Source organism: Hymenobacter jeollabukensis (assembly GCF_005771675.1).
Lineage (GTDB): Bacteria > Bacteroidota > Bacteroidia > Cytophagales > Hymenobacteraceae > Solirubrum > Solirubrum jeollabukense.
This window is the reverse complement of sequence record NZ_VAJM01000015.1, coordinates 121,283-137,162: the sequence shown is the minus strand read 5'-3', so window position 1 is coordinate 137,162 and position 15,880 is coordinate 121,283. Positions and strand designations below refer to the sequence as shown.

13 protein-coding genes are annotated in these 15,880 nt (G+C 59.8%); 6 read left to right on the top strand and 7 right to left on the bottom strand.

The genetic code is table 11. From position 1 onward, the window contains the following. Positions 1–24: 24 nt before the first annotated feature. Together FDY95_RS22550 and FDY95_RS22545 are read right to left on the bottom strand one after the other, a co-directional pair. The gene (locus FDY95_RS22550) at positions 25–3,213 is read right to left on the bottom strand and encodes an ATP-dependent helicase (protein ID WP_138081284.1); all 3,189 of its coding nucleotides are present in this window, start codon (positions 3,211–3,213) and stop codon (positions 25–27) included. 33 nt (positions 3,214–3,246) lie between these two features. Continuing rightward, positions 3,247–3,729 (bottom strand): hypothetical protein, encoded by a 483-nt coding sequence (locus tag FDY95_RS22545; protein WP_138081282.1) that lies wholly within the window; start codon positions 3,727–3,729, stop codon positions 3,247–3,249. Positions 3,730–3,880: 151 nt separating this feature from the next. On the opposite strand from FDY95_RS22545, the gene FDY95_RS22540 reads away from it, so the two are divergent. The 4 genes from FDY95_RS22540 (at position 3,881) to FDY95_RS22525 (ending at position 7,880) form a co-directional block, all read left to right on the top strand. Continuing rightward, entirely contained in the window at positions 3,881–4,891 is a 1,011-nt protein-coding gene (locus FDY95_RS22540; RefSeq protein ID WP_138081280.1) for a hypothetical protein, read from the top strand. Positions 4,892–5,078: 187 nt separating this feature from the next. After that, a complete protein-coding gene (locus FDY95_RS22535) occupies positions 5,079–5,987 on the top strand; it encodes an HNH endonuclease (RefSeq protein WP_138081278.1) in 909 nt (302 codons plus the stop codon). Positions 5,988–6,028: 41 nt separating this feature from the next. Beyond that, positions 6,029–6,703 carry a hypothetical protein gene (locus FDY95_RS22530; RefSeq protein WP_138081276.1) on the top strand — a complete coding sequence of 225 codons (675 nt, stop codon included), beginning with the start codon at positions 6,029–6,031 and terminating at the stop codon, positions 6,701–6,703. Between the two features lie 466 nt (positions 6,704–7,169). Next, a complete protein-coding gene (locus tag FDY95_RS22525; protein ID WP_138081274.1) occupies positions 7,170–7,880 on the top strand; it encodes a hypothetical protein in 711 nt (236 codons plus the stop codon). An 87-nt stretch (positions 7,881–7,967) separates the two neighbouring features. On the opposite strand, the gene FDY95_RS22520 is transcribed toward FDY95_RS22525, so the two are convergent. From FDY95_RS22520 to FDY95_RS22500, 5 genes are all read right to left on the bottom strand, one after another. Next, positions 7,968–9,347, bottom strand: coding sequence for a Fic/DOC family protein (locus FDY95_RS22520; protein ID WP_138081272.1), 1,380 nt, complete (start codon positions 9,345–9,347; stop codon positions 7,968–7,970). After that, a complete protein-coding gene (locus FDY95_RS22515; RefSeq protein ID WP_138081270.1) occupies positions 9,347–9,619 on the bottom strand; it encodes an antitoxin VbhA family protein in 273 nt (90 codons plus the stop codon). Before FDY95_RS22515 ends, FDY95_RS22520 begins: the two co-directional genes overlap by 1 nt. A 79-nt stretch (positions 9,620–9,698) precedes the next feature. After that, a complete protein-coding gene (locus tag FDY95_RS22510; RefSeq protein ID WP_138081268.1) occupies positions 9,699–11,954 on the bottom strand; it encodes a type IV secretory system conjugative DNA transfer family protein in 2,256 nt (751 codons plus the stop codon). Positions 11,955–11,986: 32 nt separating this feature from the next. After that, the gene (locus FDY95_RS22505) at positions 11,987–13,021 is read right to left on the bottom strand and encodes a DUF5712 family protein (RefSeq protein WP_138081266.1); all 1,035 of its coding nucleotides are present in this window, start codon (positions 13,019–13,021) and stop codon (positions 11,987–11,989) included. A gap of 49 nt (positions 13,022–13,070) precedes the next feature. Beyond that, complete coding sequence (locus tag FDY95_RS22500; protein ID WP_138081264.1) at positions 13,071–13,586, bottom strand: BfmA/BtgA family mobilization protein; 516 nt, start codon at positions 13,584–13,586, stop codon at positions 13,071–13,073. 884 nt (positions 13,587–14,470) lie between these two features. Between FDY95_RS22500 and FDY95_RS22495 the strand changes: the two genes are divergently transcribed. Continuing rightward, positions 14,471–15,238: a ParA family protein gene (locus FDY95_RS22495; protein WP_138081262.1), complete on the top strand. Its 768-nt coding sequence runs from the start codon at positions 14,471–14,473 to the stop codon at positions 15,236–15,238. Between the two features lie 302 nt (positions 15,239–15,540). Continuing rightward, a complete protein-coding gene (locus FDY95_RS26450) occupies positions 15,541–15,711 on the top strand; it encodes a hypothetical protein (protein ID WP_171025806.1) in 171 nt (56 codons plus the stop codon). The last annotated feature ends 169 nt before the right edge of the window (positions 15,712–15,880 follow it).

Sequence of the window (15,880 nt, the reverse complement as noted above, 5' to 3'; positions counted from 1 at the left end):
AGCGTGCAACGGAAACTGTCAACTTCAGCTCCGCAGCTGGCACCAGGTGCACTCCGGCTGGGCACAGCCCTGGCCAAACTCCCGGCGCCGGATAGCCGCGTCCACTGCCTGAATCTGGGCCAGTACGGCCTGCTCGTCGGCCGGCGTTACGTGGATGTACTCGCGCAGCAGCTCGGCTGGCTGTCCCGGTTCCGTATGGGGTTCGAGGTAATCAAATGCCACGGACACGGGAGTGAACCGCCGCTCCACGTCGTGCGTCAGCAGCAGGTGGTAGAAAATGGCCTGCCGCCAGTAGTCGCCGCCCCGGGTCTTTTCATCCGCGCGCCAGGCTTCCAGGTCACCGGCGGGCAGCGCAGCGGCGCGACGCTTTGGGTCATATTTCTTCCACTTGCCGGTCTTGTAATCCAGCACGTCGTACCCCCGGCCATCGGCGCGCGGGTCGAGGCGGTCCAACTTGCCGTTGAGCACAATGCCATCGGGCAGCACCGCCCGACGGACGGCATGCTCCACCACGGCCGTAGCGGGCCAGCTCGCGGCATACCGGGCATGGTAGCCAGTGAGCAGCGTGCGGCCGTGGTGCAGGTACCGCTCGTAAGTGGCGGCGGGCAGTTCGTGGCGGGTGCGGCGGAAATGGTCGGCAAAAATGGCCGCCAACGTTTCGGCATCGGCAAACCGCAATCCTACATCAGCCTGCGCCTGGCGGAAAGCCTGTTCCAGCGCGTGGTGCATGGAGCTGCCAAAAAGCAGGTATTCGTTGCGGGGAGCGGGCACGCGCAGCACCTGCTGGTAGTAGAAGGCCACCGGGCACTTCAGGTAGGCGTTCAGGTGCGTGGCACTCAGCGAATAGTCGGCTAGCAGCTCATCCAGCACCCGGGGGTCGGGCAGGGCCGCCGGGGGCGGTGGGGGTGGCAGCAGCTGCAGCTGAGCGCGCAGCAGTTCATCGGCGGGCACCGCGACATCGGTGATAGTCAGCCCGGCATATTGCTGCAGCTCGGCAATAAACTCGCAGTCGGCGAGGTCTTTGCCGGCCTGGTCCTGGACGCAGGTGCTGATGAGCAGGTGCTCCTGGGCCCGGGTGAGTCCCACGAAGAACAATCGCCGGGCCTCTTCAATAGGCGAGCCCGTGGCGCCCGGCAGCAACGCATCGGGCAGCTTGAAGCTGGCCCCGGCTTTCGTCTTCAGCCAGACGCTTTGGTGGCAGCCAATCAGCCATACCCGTTCAAATTCCAAGCCTTTGGCCCCGTGCGCCGTCAGCAGCTGCACCCCCGCCGAGGCCGTGCCGGTGCTGCGTTCCAGTGGCAAGCCCTCCCGCAGCCTTTCCAGCATCGTCATTACCTCCAGCAGCCCTGCCAGCGTCAACAGGGGGTGGCGGCGGCATTCCGTGCGCACGAATTGCAGCAGGGTGCGGGCCACGTCGAGCAAGTGGTCGGGCTGCGGATGCGTAGCCAGCTGGCAAGGCAGCAGGGTTTCGAGGCAGATGTGCTCCGCCAGGGCCGGCAGTGGGAGGCTGGCAGCGGCCGTGAGCCAGCGCTCCAGCAGGGCAACTACCCGCCCCAGCGCCGTGCGGGCCTCGGCCGTGAGCTGCAGCGTGGTGGCCAGTTCCGGGGTTGCCGTTACCTGCGACAGCCAATCACGCCAGCGCAGCCGCTGTTCCGGCGGCAGGCCCTGATTGTGGCGGCGCAGACCAGCCGCCAGGCGGGCACAATCAAGGGGGGCCAGGCGCAGGGCGTCCAGGTGCAGCAGCTGAAACAGGTGCGACTCCCCGCCGTGCGCTTGGTGCAGTTCCGCAGCCAGGTACGTCAGGATGGCCCGCAGCCCCTTGGCCAGCGGCTCCTCCGACAGGATGTTCACCTTCCGGCGGCGGGCAAATGGTACGCCCCGGGCCGTGAGCAGCGTGGCCAGGTCATCTACCTGCCCGTGGTCGTGGCTGAGCACGGCGCACTGGTGCAGGGGAAAGCCCGCGCGGTGCAGTGCTTCCAGCTCGGCCACAATGCAGGCTGCTTCGTGCAGGGGCGAGGGGAAGCGCCGGATGGCCGGTGGGGTAACCGCATCCGCGAACGTGGGGTGCCGGGCGTGCAGCAGCTTGCTTAGCCCCGGCAGCTGGCCAACCAGCCGCTCCTGGTTGCGCCCGATCAGGGCGGTGGCGGCCCGCAGCACGGCTGCGGAAGAGCGGTAATTATCTTCCAGCACCACTACGGCCGCGCGGGGGTACTGGCGGGTGAAGTCGAGCACGTTGGCCACGCTGGCTCCCTGGAAGCGGAAGATGCTCTGGTCGTCATCGCCCACGGCAAACACGTTGGGATTATCCCAGTAGCTGGCCAGCGTGTGCAGGATGCGGTTCTGGGCCCCGTTGGTATCCTGGTATTCATCGACCAGAATGTGCTGGTAGCGCTCCTGGTAGCGCAGCAGGAGCTCGGGCTGCTCGGCAAAGGCCTGCAGTGTCCAGCCCAGCATGTCATCGAAATCATACCGGCTGCGGGCGCGCAACGCTTCCCGGTACGGTTCAAATTGTTCTACCCCGGCCGCCAGCGCGGTCATGCGTTTTACTTCCTCATCAATCAGTCCCTGCCGGGGGTCACCCTTTGCATACTTACCGGCGCTGGATTTCTGGTACTGATACTCGGACCGGTGAGGTAGCCCTTCTACGTGCACCCGAATAGCCTCCGCCAGTTGGGCTGGTGACCAGTCCTCCTTCTTCATCACGGCGAAAAGCTTGCTCAGTCGCGGCACCTCGTAATACGCGGCTTCGCCAACGCGCCGCAGCACGTTGCCGGCCGGCAGCGCGTCAATGAGCTGACGCAGCACATCCTCCGTTTCTAGCTCCGACACGGGCGCCAAATCATGGTAGCCAAAGTAGTCGGCGTTTTCTTGAATGAGCTGGTGGCAAAAGCTGTGAAACGTGTGAATGGCCACGCGGTGAGCCTCGGGACCGATAAAGCGCAACAGGCGCTGGCGCATGTTGTGCGCGGCGGCTTCCGTATAGGTCAGGCACAGAATTTCGGGAGCCTGTACCTGCATCTCGGGATGCTGCAGCAGCCAGGCCACGCGGGCCGCCAGCAACTGGGTTTTACCAGTGCCTGGACCGGCTACGACCAGCACCGGGCCGTCGGGGTGCTCCACGGCCCGGCGCTGGGCGGTATTCAGACGAGCAAATTCAGTGGCAAAAGCGGCTGTGGTGGCCGTTAAGCGGATAGGTGGGGAGCCGTCGAGCATAGATCGAAGTTGGGATTACTAGCAATTGAATGGTCATTGGTCAATATCCAGCAGGCCCCTGCCGGCAAGCCAGACAGCCAGTGTGAAATGACGAACTCGGTAATCGTGCAGAATTTGCGCGGCCCAGTCGTCCATTCCCACGCGGTTGGAATGGTGTTGCGGGTGGGCTCGCAGGGCTTGCGCCCAGGCCAGCGGATCGCGCTGGTAGGAGTGCACGACGAATTCCGTCGCCGTGCCCAGCAGGTGCAGATCGGTGGCGGATAATGCCTGGCTCCAGCCTTTGGGAAATAGGTAGCAGTACCCATCCAAAGCGCACAGGGGGCTGTTGAGCTGCGGCAGGTGGGAGGTACGCACCCTATCTAATACGATGCGCAGGGCACCGTCGATACGCTTGTCAGAAGTACCCCGCTCGGCAACTGATGCCTCACGCCAGCTTTGAAGCACACCCTGCACCCGCTCATCAGCGGGCCGACTGCGCTCCCACACCCAAGGTGGAATATTAACAATATCAAGCACGAGGGGACAAGCAGTAACAAGGTCGGTTGTTAGCTGGACCAACTAACCCGAAATCAAACACGAGAGATGAATGCGTTAGGGAAAACGCGGGCTTTCTTTTTGGGAAATAAAGCCCGCATATTTAGCCGTATTTTCACAAAATAACTACAGCATGGCGCTAGAACTACTTCAGCGTAACGGCTTGCAAGGGTTGCGCAATGGCTCGCAATTGGTATTACCTGTAGAACAGGATATCGTCTGGCCCCTGGGGCATAACTGGTGGGCTTACCGTCGCGACGCCATTTGCGGAGTAATTGCCCCTTCAGGACAACTTGTAACCGAAGAATTACCGGCTAGCTTTTCAGGCTTTGTGCCCTTGAGTGAAGACGATGAGCTGAGCTGTGTGCTGGAAGATGATGCTACGGTCGTTGCCTTCATTAGGCGTGAATTTCCCAACCCTCACCTCTATTTTGGCGCACTATGCGCTGCCACAAACTGGCTGGCAGATGAAGTGCTAACACCCGCCTGGTGGCAAGAAGAAACGCAACCCGCTACACTGGATCTACCGTGCTGCGACGGCCGTTCACTTACGCTACGGGCCGATGGAACATGGCGCTGGTTAGATCAAAACATATTCAGTAGCACCACCCTGTACCGCACATCTACCGCGCAGTGGCAGTTCGTCAGCAACGCCCACTTGCTCGCCGCCGACGAGTACGACTTGCTGAACTGGCGCCTGGCCCTCACCGGGGAAACGCCCGAAACTGAAACCTGGTTTGGTAAGCGGGTAGCGCAGGTACAGGATGAATTAGAGCTTAGCAATTACCTAGATGAGGTGCTGAGCGAGCAAGGCATTGCTTCCCAAGCGGCCCAGCGCCGGGCTGCTCAACTTACTTTTCAGGAATTTAATCCGGCAGATTTACCCTTGAGCGTACGCACAGCTTGCGAAACGCACCTGCAACAAGTGGCCCCCTGTGAGCTCGGGCCGGAACAGCTGGAGCAGCTCATCCGCCTCGCTTGGCTTTGGGCAAATGGGTATGTGTTTTACGATGAGGCGGACGGGTTTCACTGGGTGGACGGACGCTACAGCTTTGACAATGCTTGGTTTGATAACCAGATCATTGATAACATCCGCTTGGAGTACGAGCTATCCGAAATCGAGCCGTTGCTTCGATTTAGCTAGTCCATTACTAAGCTTGCTTGTGTCCCAACGACTTGGTAGCGTTAACGGTCCTGTTTAGCAAACTCCCCAGCCTTTGCCCTTACTATCTGATCAGCTCCTGTCGCTTCTCTCAGAACACTTTACCACCGGTGGATTACCCATTCTTCTGTCAATACATCTAATACCTCATCTGTCCAATTTATCAATCATGTTTCCCCTTGAATCGCACACCGACGCTACGGGTTTTGCTCAGCTTTTGATGAAGGCCAAGCTGTCCGGTCATCTTCGATTTGGTAAGTTTTTACTACCATGTGTCAAGGGGGTTAACGACAGCATTCAGTATAATCAACAAGGAATTGATTTGCTAGCCAATGAGCACGAGTACTCTTTCCCCTTGCTCGAGGGAAACTTGCAGGTTTCGCTGCAGCTATACCTGAACTCGGCAGGCCACTACCGCCTCTTTTGTTATACCCGCATGGGCAACACACAAGGCATGGTGTTTTCTCTGAACCTGACTACCGAGAAGGAAAGCGGTAGCGTAATTTACTTGACGCAGAAAATCAGGTTTGCGGAACAGTACCAGGGCAACCCCTCCCTGGCGCAAGCTCATCGCCGGCAAAAGCAAGCCGTCTTTTGCCAGCACCTGCGCCGGCTTGGATACGATGTAACCGAAAACAATGATCTGCTGCTCGGCATCTATGACCCGGCCCGGAAAAAACTGGTGAACACCACTGCCCAGGATCTGCTCAATGACTTTTTGGTGGTTTCTGTGCTTAAAGGGCACTACCAGGGCAATAAAGGCTATCAACTAGAAATTCTTCCTTCTTTTCTGCTTTCCGAGGATGCTATTGCCAAACCGGACGATGCGGTGATGAGCCTGCCACCACGGATTGTGGCAAATAAGAGCAAGCGGGCGATTCCGCTGAGCATGCGCTACCGGGTGTTGAAGGCACATGACTTCAAGTGCGTGGCGTGCGGTAACGGACCGGCTGAGGGCGCCAAACTACAGATCGACCATAAAGTGCCGTACTCGCTGGGAGGTTTGACGGAGCTGCGTAATCTGCAAACTCTGTGCGCAGACTGTAACCTGAGTAAAAGCAATAAATTCTGTGATTGAGGCTGGCAGAAAGCAGACTAGCATCCCAATTGAGTTCGATAATGCCAACTCATCCTCTTTACACGCGATTCAGTGCTATTCGCAAGCGTAGCTTTGCGCGCCATCTCGACCTGTTCCTTACCACGATCTACCTGCGGAGCGTGGACGGAAGGCTGCAGCATATCCGTCAGGACGAGTATCGTTGCTTTCACCCGGCAGCAGAGGAAAGAGCCGCGTACTTACGCTCCCACCAGGCCCGCAGCCTCGGCGAACCGTTTGCTCACGGTCAAACCGTGCAGTGTCTAGAAATCGCCATCCGGCAATGGCGGGCGGAAAACCCCGCCCTAGAAGCTGAGCTGCAATCGATTCATAACCAGCATCACTGCCTTAGCGCCGAAGAGTTCAGTCAGCTGGTTAGCTCGCAGACCGGTGAGCTGGCCTGCGAATACTGTGAGCTCACGGAAAGCGATTTTCGTGAACTAATCGAACGTGGCCTGGTTCGCACTAAACGGCTCAGCACCCGGGGAAGCACCTTTGAGTTTGACTGTCGAGATCCTGAGCAGGGCTATACCGGGAATAACGTAGCACTTTGCTGCTACTGGTGCAACAACGCTAAAACCGATGAGTATTCGGTAAAGGAATTTAAGCCCGTGGCCCTCGCGCTAGCTGCCGTATGGCGCCAGCGCTTGTCGACGCAAGCATCGGTTCACAATAACGACCAGGGGCAGAACGTATAAGTAAATGTTCTCATTCAGCGTAATCCCAGTCCACCAGCAGAAAGTTCTTGGAGTTTAGGCCAGTTTGAAGTGCAGCACCCAACCAACGATGCTGTGTGGAGCAAACCCGGACTTGCTTGCGACGCTTGAGCTCAACAAACAGGAGATCTGCCTCATGCCAACCCACCACAGCTTGCCTCCAAACGTGTTCGCTAGTGGAGCAACTTCCCAGCGCCGCAGAGATAACGCAGCCTTGGGTATGCTCAGAACCTAGTAATTCACTTTCATTGCTTCCGTTGTGATTGGTCACAACAAGCTAGGATGATAGTAAGCCATCTTTTACAGTTCAATATTGATTTTTATATCTTCAGAAACCTAACAAGTTCGTGGCCTAGAGTCATGTTAAGTAAAGGAGGCAGTTATTGTATTACTGGGTGGACACACAAATAACCAAGTCTTCCTTCTGCCGCCTAACTACACCTTTATCATGCCGAGATCTTTTCAATCGGACGAAAAGCCCCCGATGAAGTCGGAGGAAATGACGCGTGACTTGGTAACAGTACCTGAAGTGTTGCGCCGTCTTGCTGAGCAGAATGCTGAGTGGCAGCCCTTGGCGAAAGCCCTACTCGCCGTTGATCGCGACGCGAAGGTTCCCACGGGCAAGAAACTACAGCAGGACTTAGGGCTTTCTCCTTCCAGATACCGTCGCTGGCTTGATACGCTGTATACTGCTTACCTACATCTGCTGGAATCAGACGCCGACGCTATAGTATTCAAGCAAGTCGAGCACCAACTCATTTTAACCGGCCGGCGGGCCTCACAGACATTCAGCTGCCGCCTGCCTATCACGCCCCGGGTGGGCGAACAGCTGCAACTGGATTTCCTAAGGGCCGTGACCGAAGAATACATGTTCTATGTGGAGAACATCATTCATGATTTGACCGATGGACGCTACTCAGTGCTCGTATACCTCAAATACGGGTATTACAACGCGTATCAGCACCAGCTAACGGAGCGAGCCCGATTTGAGGAGACCATTGGTCTTGATGTGATTTTTCATGCGCCGGATTATCTGCTGGATGACCTGCTACGCGAGCGGTATCCACCACCTGCGGAGTCTTCCAAAGCCGAAGAAGCGCTTGACAAGGCGGAGGCCCGCTACGGGAGACGCACCCTATTTGGTAGAAGGAGAAGATGATCACCCGATCAATATCCATTATCTGCGACGCGCTGATTGACTTTGTTAGCGACGAGCTTACCCGGCCTGGAGTAACCGCCGGCAAGCTCATCGCTCCAACTGGTCGGCCCCCCGGGCGGTCTGGTAGGGGCTAGCAGATTGCCGCTCTGTCGCCTGGATAGGCAGTTGCAATACCGTTACGGCATTGCGCAACTCCTCCAGCGAACGACTATTGTTGAGCGGAGGCAGCTTTTCAGCTGTTTCCATTGCCCGGTCGACATTTTCACGGTTCAAACCTCCTAAATACGGATTGCGATCCACGTGGCGGATTGTTTCCTGCAGGCGAGCGGCGGCCAGCGGCTCCCCGTGCTCGCGTAGGCCCCGGGCCAGCTGCATGGCTGCCGCCCCGAATGCGGCCTGGGCTTGCTTATGAGTGGATAATTCCTCTCCTAACTCTTGCTGAGTTTGCTGACCAGTGCTCTGCTGCCGGGCAATTGCGCTTACATGGCCGGCCGCTTCCCGAAACCGCCTAGCATCCGTCTGGTCTTGGCGGGCATCAGGTCCCTGCAGGGCGGGATGCTTAACAATCTTCTCTGCTGCCTCTTGAAATTGCGCCAGATGAGTCTGAACAGCCGCTGGATTCAGGTTGGTCACCTCCACCCCCTTTCCCACCGCTACACCCTTCTCGTAATTGCCGGCGCCGGGCATATTAGCTACAATGTCCATCACCCGGTAGCCCGTCACTTCCAGCTCACGCCGGGCATCCATCGCCTGCATCTGCGGGGATAAGGCTGCCAGCGGCCGCGCCTGGCTGGGGTCACGCAGCCTTTCAGCCTCAAGGCCCGGCGCCGGACTAATTATCTGCTCAAACATAGCCTTTAGTACCTGCAGGTTCTTGGCGGCTTCCTCGGGCGCGTGCGGACGCACCATAGCCAGGTCGCGGGCACGGTTGAGCGTGGCCGGGTCGATGCGGGCAAAGTCAACCTGATAGCCGGCTTCCTTGCCCAACTGCACGAACGTAGCCTGCAGCGTACGCCCGTTGCCGTCCCTAAAGGCATGAGTGTGATTGTACTGGTCAAGGTAGTAGGCGGCCCGCTCGGCAAACTTCTCCGCCGGCAGTCCCTTCAGGTGGTTCTCCTGGCCCAGCTGCTCGCCGATGGCGTTCAGGCGCTGCTCAATCTCTTTGTAGGGCGCGTAGGTCATCGTTTCCTTAAAACCCGTGACGTACGTGGGCTTGTGCCCCTGAAACTCCCGGTCGGCCCGGGTTTCGCCGGCCCACTGGTAGACGCCCTCGAACAGCTTCTGGTGCACCTGTTTGAGGTGGGCGTGGTCGTAGCGCCCGCCGGGAATGCCGCCCTGCACGTTGAGCAGCTGCAGGCGCAGCAGCGATGAGTCGGTTTCGGCCTGGGCCAACTGCTGGGGGTCGGTAATACCCAGCCGGTTTATCCGTACTCCGTGCTCGTCGCTGAATCGGTCGCCGGCAACCATTAGCGCGCGGGGTTGGGCTCAGCGGTACCACCATCCGCCTGCGGCCGATATCGGGCCAGCAGCATGGCGTCAGTAAGCTCAATGGCTTCCTCGATGCTTATCTCCCCCTCCACGTACCGCTGCATGATGGCCAAGGCCTCCGGGCTGGGCGCAGGGCCGTTGCTCATCAGGATGGCAATCGAGTTGTTGGCGTGTCGCTCCCGCTCCTGGCGGGCAGTCAGCTGCTCGGGGGTGAGGCCGGCCGGGGCAGGCGTGAAAAAGCTCTTCATCATGGGAATCAAATTGGGGTTGACGGGTACTTACTCAACAGCAAAAAGAGCCTAAACGTCGCTTCTTGCAAGGTTTTTGAGGCTAATCGACCTCATTCTTTGTGCCTCCCGCTAAGGCATTTGCGTGCAGGGCCAGCGTTTCTTTCACCTGCTGACTCACGCGCCCGTAGTTCTCCTGCACCACCGTTGAGAGCATGGCGGCGCTATCCGCTTCGTTGTCGCCGAACGTGGCCACGGGATGTAGCGGAAACCGCTCTTGGGTAGCGTCAGCCCGGGAGATGACGCCCTGAAAGAAGGTGCGCTCCGTTTCCACGATCTGGCCGATAAACTCGCCCTGCTGCAGGCTGATGGCGTCCTGCACCCGCACCAGGTTGCGCTCCTGGTAGCTGGTGCTTAGGTTGGAGCTGTGGCTGCCGTGACTGCCGGCCCCGCCCTGGCTTTTGCCGGTGCTGGTGCTGTGCATCTGCTTGTCCTCCCGGCCCACCAGCTCGGAAATGAACTTGGCCGTGTCGAGCGAGTTGACCTTACCGAAAAACTGGTTGTTGAGGTTGGAGACCATAACCTTCATCTTTTCAGGCCCATAGGCATCGGTCATTTGAGCTAGGTCCTGGGTCATGTAAATAGTGGCCACCTTGTTGCTACGGGCCGTGGCCGGCAGCAGCTCCAGCCCCGGCACGTACACCGTGGCGGCCTCGTCGAGGAAGACGTAGCTGCGGTGCTTATGCTGCTGGTTCATGAGCTTGATGGCCACCGTGATGATGCAGCTGACCACCGGCGAGAAGGTTTCCTTCAGCGTCGGGTCGTTGCCGATGCAGAGCAGCGCCGGCTGCCGGGGGTCGTTCAGGTTAAGCGAGAACCCCTCCCCTTTCGCCTCATCGGGCGTGAGCACCCACACGATTTCCGGGGAGTTGATGCGGTTCAGTATCACCTGCAGCGTGCCCACCACGGCGGCCACCTGCTTTTCGGCCCGCTGCTCCACGGCCGTCACGATGCTGCGCACCATGCCGGCGCACTCCGGGTCGGTTTCCAGCATCGAGAGCACGTGCTTGAAGTCCTTGTGAATGGCCGTGGCCACCACGTGGGGAATGGTGCAATAGCGCGGGAAGTGCTTCTTGTAAAACCAGATGATGCCCGTCAGGTAAGCCACAGCGCTGATGTCGAAGAACTCCATCTTGCGGATGCTGGCCGGGTTGAGGTTGTTGATGATGGCCCGCGAGTATTCCTCGGCAAAGGCCACCACGGGCATGTCTTCGGCCCGCAAGGGGTTCACCCGCTCGCTGCGCTGCAGGTCGCGAAAGTTGATGACGTGCAGCACCACCGCCGGCTCGGGCTCCCCGTTAGGAAGCAGCCGCGGCGGACCCGGTCGACGCCCGGCCAGTTCCAGTGCCTTTTGCGCCGTTTCAGCTAGCACCGGGAATTTGAAGTCGTAGATAAGGCCGGCAAAATTCTTGGCCGCCAGCTGCTCAATCACCGGCTCTCCGATGGAGTAGGTTTTGCCCGCGCCGGCGCCGCCCAGCACCAGTACGCCCCGGTACGGATTGGGTACGTTCACCCAACCGCCCCCTTCCGTGGGCAGGCTGAATCCATCGGGCGTGTCTATCCTCTTGCGCTCCACGCTCAGCCCAAAGTCCGGGCTCTTGGTCAGGGCCCGCAGCAGTCCTACCACGAAGCCGCTGGCCAGCGCCAGCGTGGCCGCGACGGGGTAGCCCACCCGGATAAAGCCGGCCGTATACGAGGCAATGCCCAGCAGCACGTAGGCACCGAGCAGAAACAGCCCCGCGCAGCTGGCCACCACGATACGCACGGCCTGGGGCCGCAGGGGCTTGCGGCGTGCCTGCCCCGGTTTACGCTCCGGCGCGGACGGCAGAAACACCAACGCCACAGCTACCAGCAGCAACAGTGCCCGCAGGTATCCGCCCGCCGCGTCGTAGAACCGTCCGGCCTTGACCAGCAGCTTGCCTTTCAACCCCTGCCCGGCTGTGGCCACGCGCACCGCTGCCGCCCCTCCCTTGCTCACCACCTCGTCGCCGGCCCGGCTCGTGCGGCTGGCCAGCTCAGCGGCCGGCTTCCCTACCACGGGCGCCGCCTGCCGCTGCAGCCGCGCCCGCCGCGCTTCGGCTCGCTGCTGATTGAGGATGGCTAGCCGGGCCGCCAGACGCTGGGCGGGAGTCAGCCGGGGCACCTGCCGGGCCTGGTGCTGCGCGGCGCGGGCGGCAGCCAGTTCCGCCGGGTGCTGGAGTACGTACCACTCGCCGGCCAGCAGGCCCAGCAACACTAGGCCAACGACCAGCGCGAACGTTTGAGAAGAGGCCGCTGGCCGGGGTGGATGATTGGTCATAGGGAAGTGGAGAGAATGAATGGTATGGGGGCTTACATCTCGATGTCGAGCTCCGCGCTGCGGCGGCAGGGCTTCTCGGCCACGTGCTCGGTGCGCTCCGACTGGTCGGCCTGGGTGCTGCGCACCAGGTGCTGTACCGCGTGCAGGGCTGTGGCCGCCTGGCGATGCGGGGCCGGGGCCTGTTCCTGCCCGGTGCTCAGCAGCTGCAGGGCGTTGTCAATGGGGCGGCCGTCGCGGGCGCGCTCCTCCACCCGGCTCAGCATCCGGTAAAAGGTCTTGTCGAAGGCACGGGCCACAGCTATGTCCTGCACCCGCTCCGAAGCCAGGCGCTGCTCCCGGGGCACCAACAGGTTGATGCCGACCACGCGCTCGGCAATCTTCTGTAAGCGGCCGGCATCGCGGGCTGGGTCGCTCGGCCTAATAGGCTTGGGCCGCAGCTTTTCGTGGGACTGCGCCTCGTAGCCGAACTGCCGCTCAAACTGCCGGCCCGCCGCGGCCTGCCAGCGCATCAGGTCAAACCGCTGCCGGCGCCCGCCTGGGTTAAGGGTTATCTGCTGCTGCCGGTCGCGGGCGCTGACGATGATGTGCACGTGGGCCTGCAGGCCTGCCCGCTTGGTACCGGCTTTGGCCGTACCGGCTACCACCTCGGGGTCCGTGCCCCGGTGGGTACGGTCCTGGTGCAGGACGGCGCCCCAGACCAGGTCCTGGCCGCTGATCTGCCGGCCGCCGGGCAGGGTGAAGTTCTGCGCGTACTGGCGCATCACCTCGCGGGTGTAGTCCCGGAGCTTGCCGGCGTCACTGCCGATGTGGGCCAGCTCCTGCTCGCTCGGGCTCAGCACCAGGGAGTAGAATTTGGCTTCTGTGGCTCGCAGTCCTTTGACGTTGCAGTCGATGCTGTGCAGCAGTTGCGCGGCGCTGAGCTCGTCGGAATCACCGTTAAAAAACGTGGCTTCCTGCCCCTCCCCTACCGCTTCGTGCTGCAGATAATTCAGCGTTTGCGCGCAGCTACCGGTGTTGGTATACGCCGCTTTGCCGTGCGTTTTTGCGTTGATTAGCTTGGCGTACATGAGCAATAAGGAGTGAGTTTAGGCTTGCAGTAACACACATTTTTCCTCCCTACTGCCCCTGCCCTACCGGGCTTTCGGGTGTGCTCCGACGCTTGCCCGGCCCGTTTTGTTGGGCCGCTTGCAACGCTTCCCGCACCTGCTTTTCCACGGCTTCCTCGTTGCGTTGGCGCAGCAGCTGCAGCGCCTGTTGCTGTCGTTGTAGCTGCGCTTCGCTGAGCGTTTCCAGCTGGGCGTTTAGGTTGCCCACCAGGATTTCACTCATGCGCAGCACCCGGTCAAGCGTGATGCGGGTGCGCAGCATTTCCTCCAGCATGGCCGTGAGCAGCGTGCGCTCCTGCTCCTGCAGAAAGCCGAAAACCCGGTCGCCGAGCTTCTTTATCTGCTGCATGATGAGTTGCCCTTCGCGTGCTTCCGTCTCGCGGGGGTCTAGGCCACGGGTGGCAAAGTAGTCCACCGCCGCGCTGGCGTAGGCCCCGAGACTGGCGCCCACTTCGGCCGCGGCCGCTTCGCCTTTCCGGTAAACGATGTTGTCCAGGGTGACCCGCCTGCGTAGCTCCGTGCTCATGGTGATGGTTTTCAATTGTGCCCCAGTGGGCCATTTTTAGCGCTTTAAATCAGTTACTTGGACATTGCCTGGCCACAAAATCAGCTTTGCTGATTGCTAAATCACTCAAGAATAAAGCGTTAGCTCTAAGATTGTAGTGTTCTTCTTGCTAAGACTATTCTACGATTAGTTAAAAGTTAGTGAAAAGCTAGTACGCACCTTTCCTGCTTCGTGTTTATGTCCGTCCTTATTTCCCCGTGGTGTGGAGCCAGCTATTGAATCCCATTCATGCTACCGGTTCTTGTAGAGGCCCAGGCCGGTGCCCAGCAACTGGTGGTTAGCCGTGCGCTTTTGCCCGGTAAGCCCTTCCTGAGACCAGCAGCATAGGTTTTCATTTTATTGGCCTTGTTCCTGCAGTTCTGCAGTTCTGCATTTCTGTTATAACCTGACCTAAATCAAGAAGCAAGACCAACTGGCTCACAGATGCTCTTCTGCTTTTCTGTTGTTCTACATTTCTGCAGCTAGTGTACTTCCGTACGCTGAGGGAGCAAAGACACGTTTCATCTGTTTTTATGCAATTCTGTTGTCTTGTATTTCTGTTATTTTAGACAAAATGCTTTTTCTGTGCTGGCTGCGGAACTGTAGTTCTGCAAACCCTCACTTCTGCAGAAGTGCATTTCTGCTAAAGTAAATTTTAACTGATTTGCTTTTCTGTTTTTCTGTTGTTTTGCATTTCAGCTTAACAACAGAATTGCAAAATCACTTTTCTGAGTAACAACATTTCTGCTTTTCAGCAAAAGTGGTGTTCTGCTCTTCTGCCTTTCTGCTTTTCTATTACTTTTGGCTTACCATTGCGCTGGGCTCTGCGCCACCATCCCATCCCACGACTTTACCCTGCACCTACTATGTCCAAGGTTATCAGCTTCGCCACCCAGAAGGGGGGCTCCGGTAAATCCACCCTGGCCCTCGTGCTGGCCGCCCCGCTGGCCACCGAGTACGGCCTGCGCATCGCCGTCCTGGACTGCGACTACCAACAGAGCATCGTCAAGACCCGCGAGCAGGTCGACGCGGCCAACTTTGCCAAGCTGCGCGAAACCAACCCCGATGCCCAGTATCCCTACGACGTGTACCCCTGGCAGCTGAGCCGGATTTTCGATTTCATCGACAACCCCGAGCACAACTACGACCTGATTATCATCGACGTGCCCGGCCGCGCCGATGGCGACGACGTGTTCAACGCCCTGACGGCTTGCGACGCGGTAATTGTGCCTCTGGTATCGGATTACCTGGACCGGGCCTCCACGGCCGAGTTTATGACCATTCTGGAGGCCATCAAGAAGGCCGCCGACGACGCCCAGATTGACTTCCAGTACTACGGCCTGCCCACCAAGCGCGTGGCGGGGCAACGGGAGGAGAAGGAGATGGACGACTACATCGACGGGCTGGGCTTGGCGCGCTTCAACTCGTACCTGGGCCACCGCAAGGCTTACACCCGGGCCTCGACGCTTTACAGCCTGCTCAACCCGGCCTGGTCGCGCTACGCCGGCGGCTCCAAGGACACGAGCGAGGAAATCCGCCGTGTCTGCGAGGAGCTCATCGAGCGCTTGGGCCTGCCCGACCGCCGCGCCGCCGCGGCTGCTACTGTATCCACCACTTCAACCTCCGCGAAATAATGGGCTTCGAGAAACCACAAATCACGCCGCGTCGCCGCATTGAAGTACCCGAAGAAGCCCGCCAGCAGGCTCGGGCCGGGATGGGAGGGGAGGCAACCCGCACGGCCACCACGCCGCCGGCGCCAGTTGAACCCATAGCACCACCCGCCGCAGTTGCTGCTCCGGCGGTGCCTGCCCCCGAACCCGTGCCGGTAGCCGCGGCTTCAACGTCAGCAGCCCCAGCGGCTGCACCCGTTCGCGCTTCTACGCGGGGCCGTAAGTCCGCCGCGGCAGCTGCGCCCGCTCCGGAGGGCGAAGTACCGTTGCACACGGTTCAAATCGCCAAATCCGTGGTGCAGGAGATTAAGATGAGCCTGCTGCTGGCCACGCCCGGTCCGGACACGCCTACCACCATCAAAAATTACCTGGAGGCTGCCCACCGGCACTACGATGCACACCTGCGCAAAACTGGCAAGCTGCCGCCGGCCAAGTAGGGGAGGGGTAGCAGGCAGTAGCCTTGGGAAAGTCGGTCCCTTCGGGGGCTGGCTTTCTTTTTTGGGCAATGGGGGAGGGGCAGGCTGTAGCCATGGTGGTGTAAGTGCCGGCCAGGCGCTGCATCTCTCACATTTTATAAGCTTCGCTCTCACCGCTTCCCACTGGGGC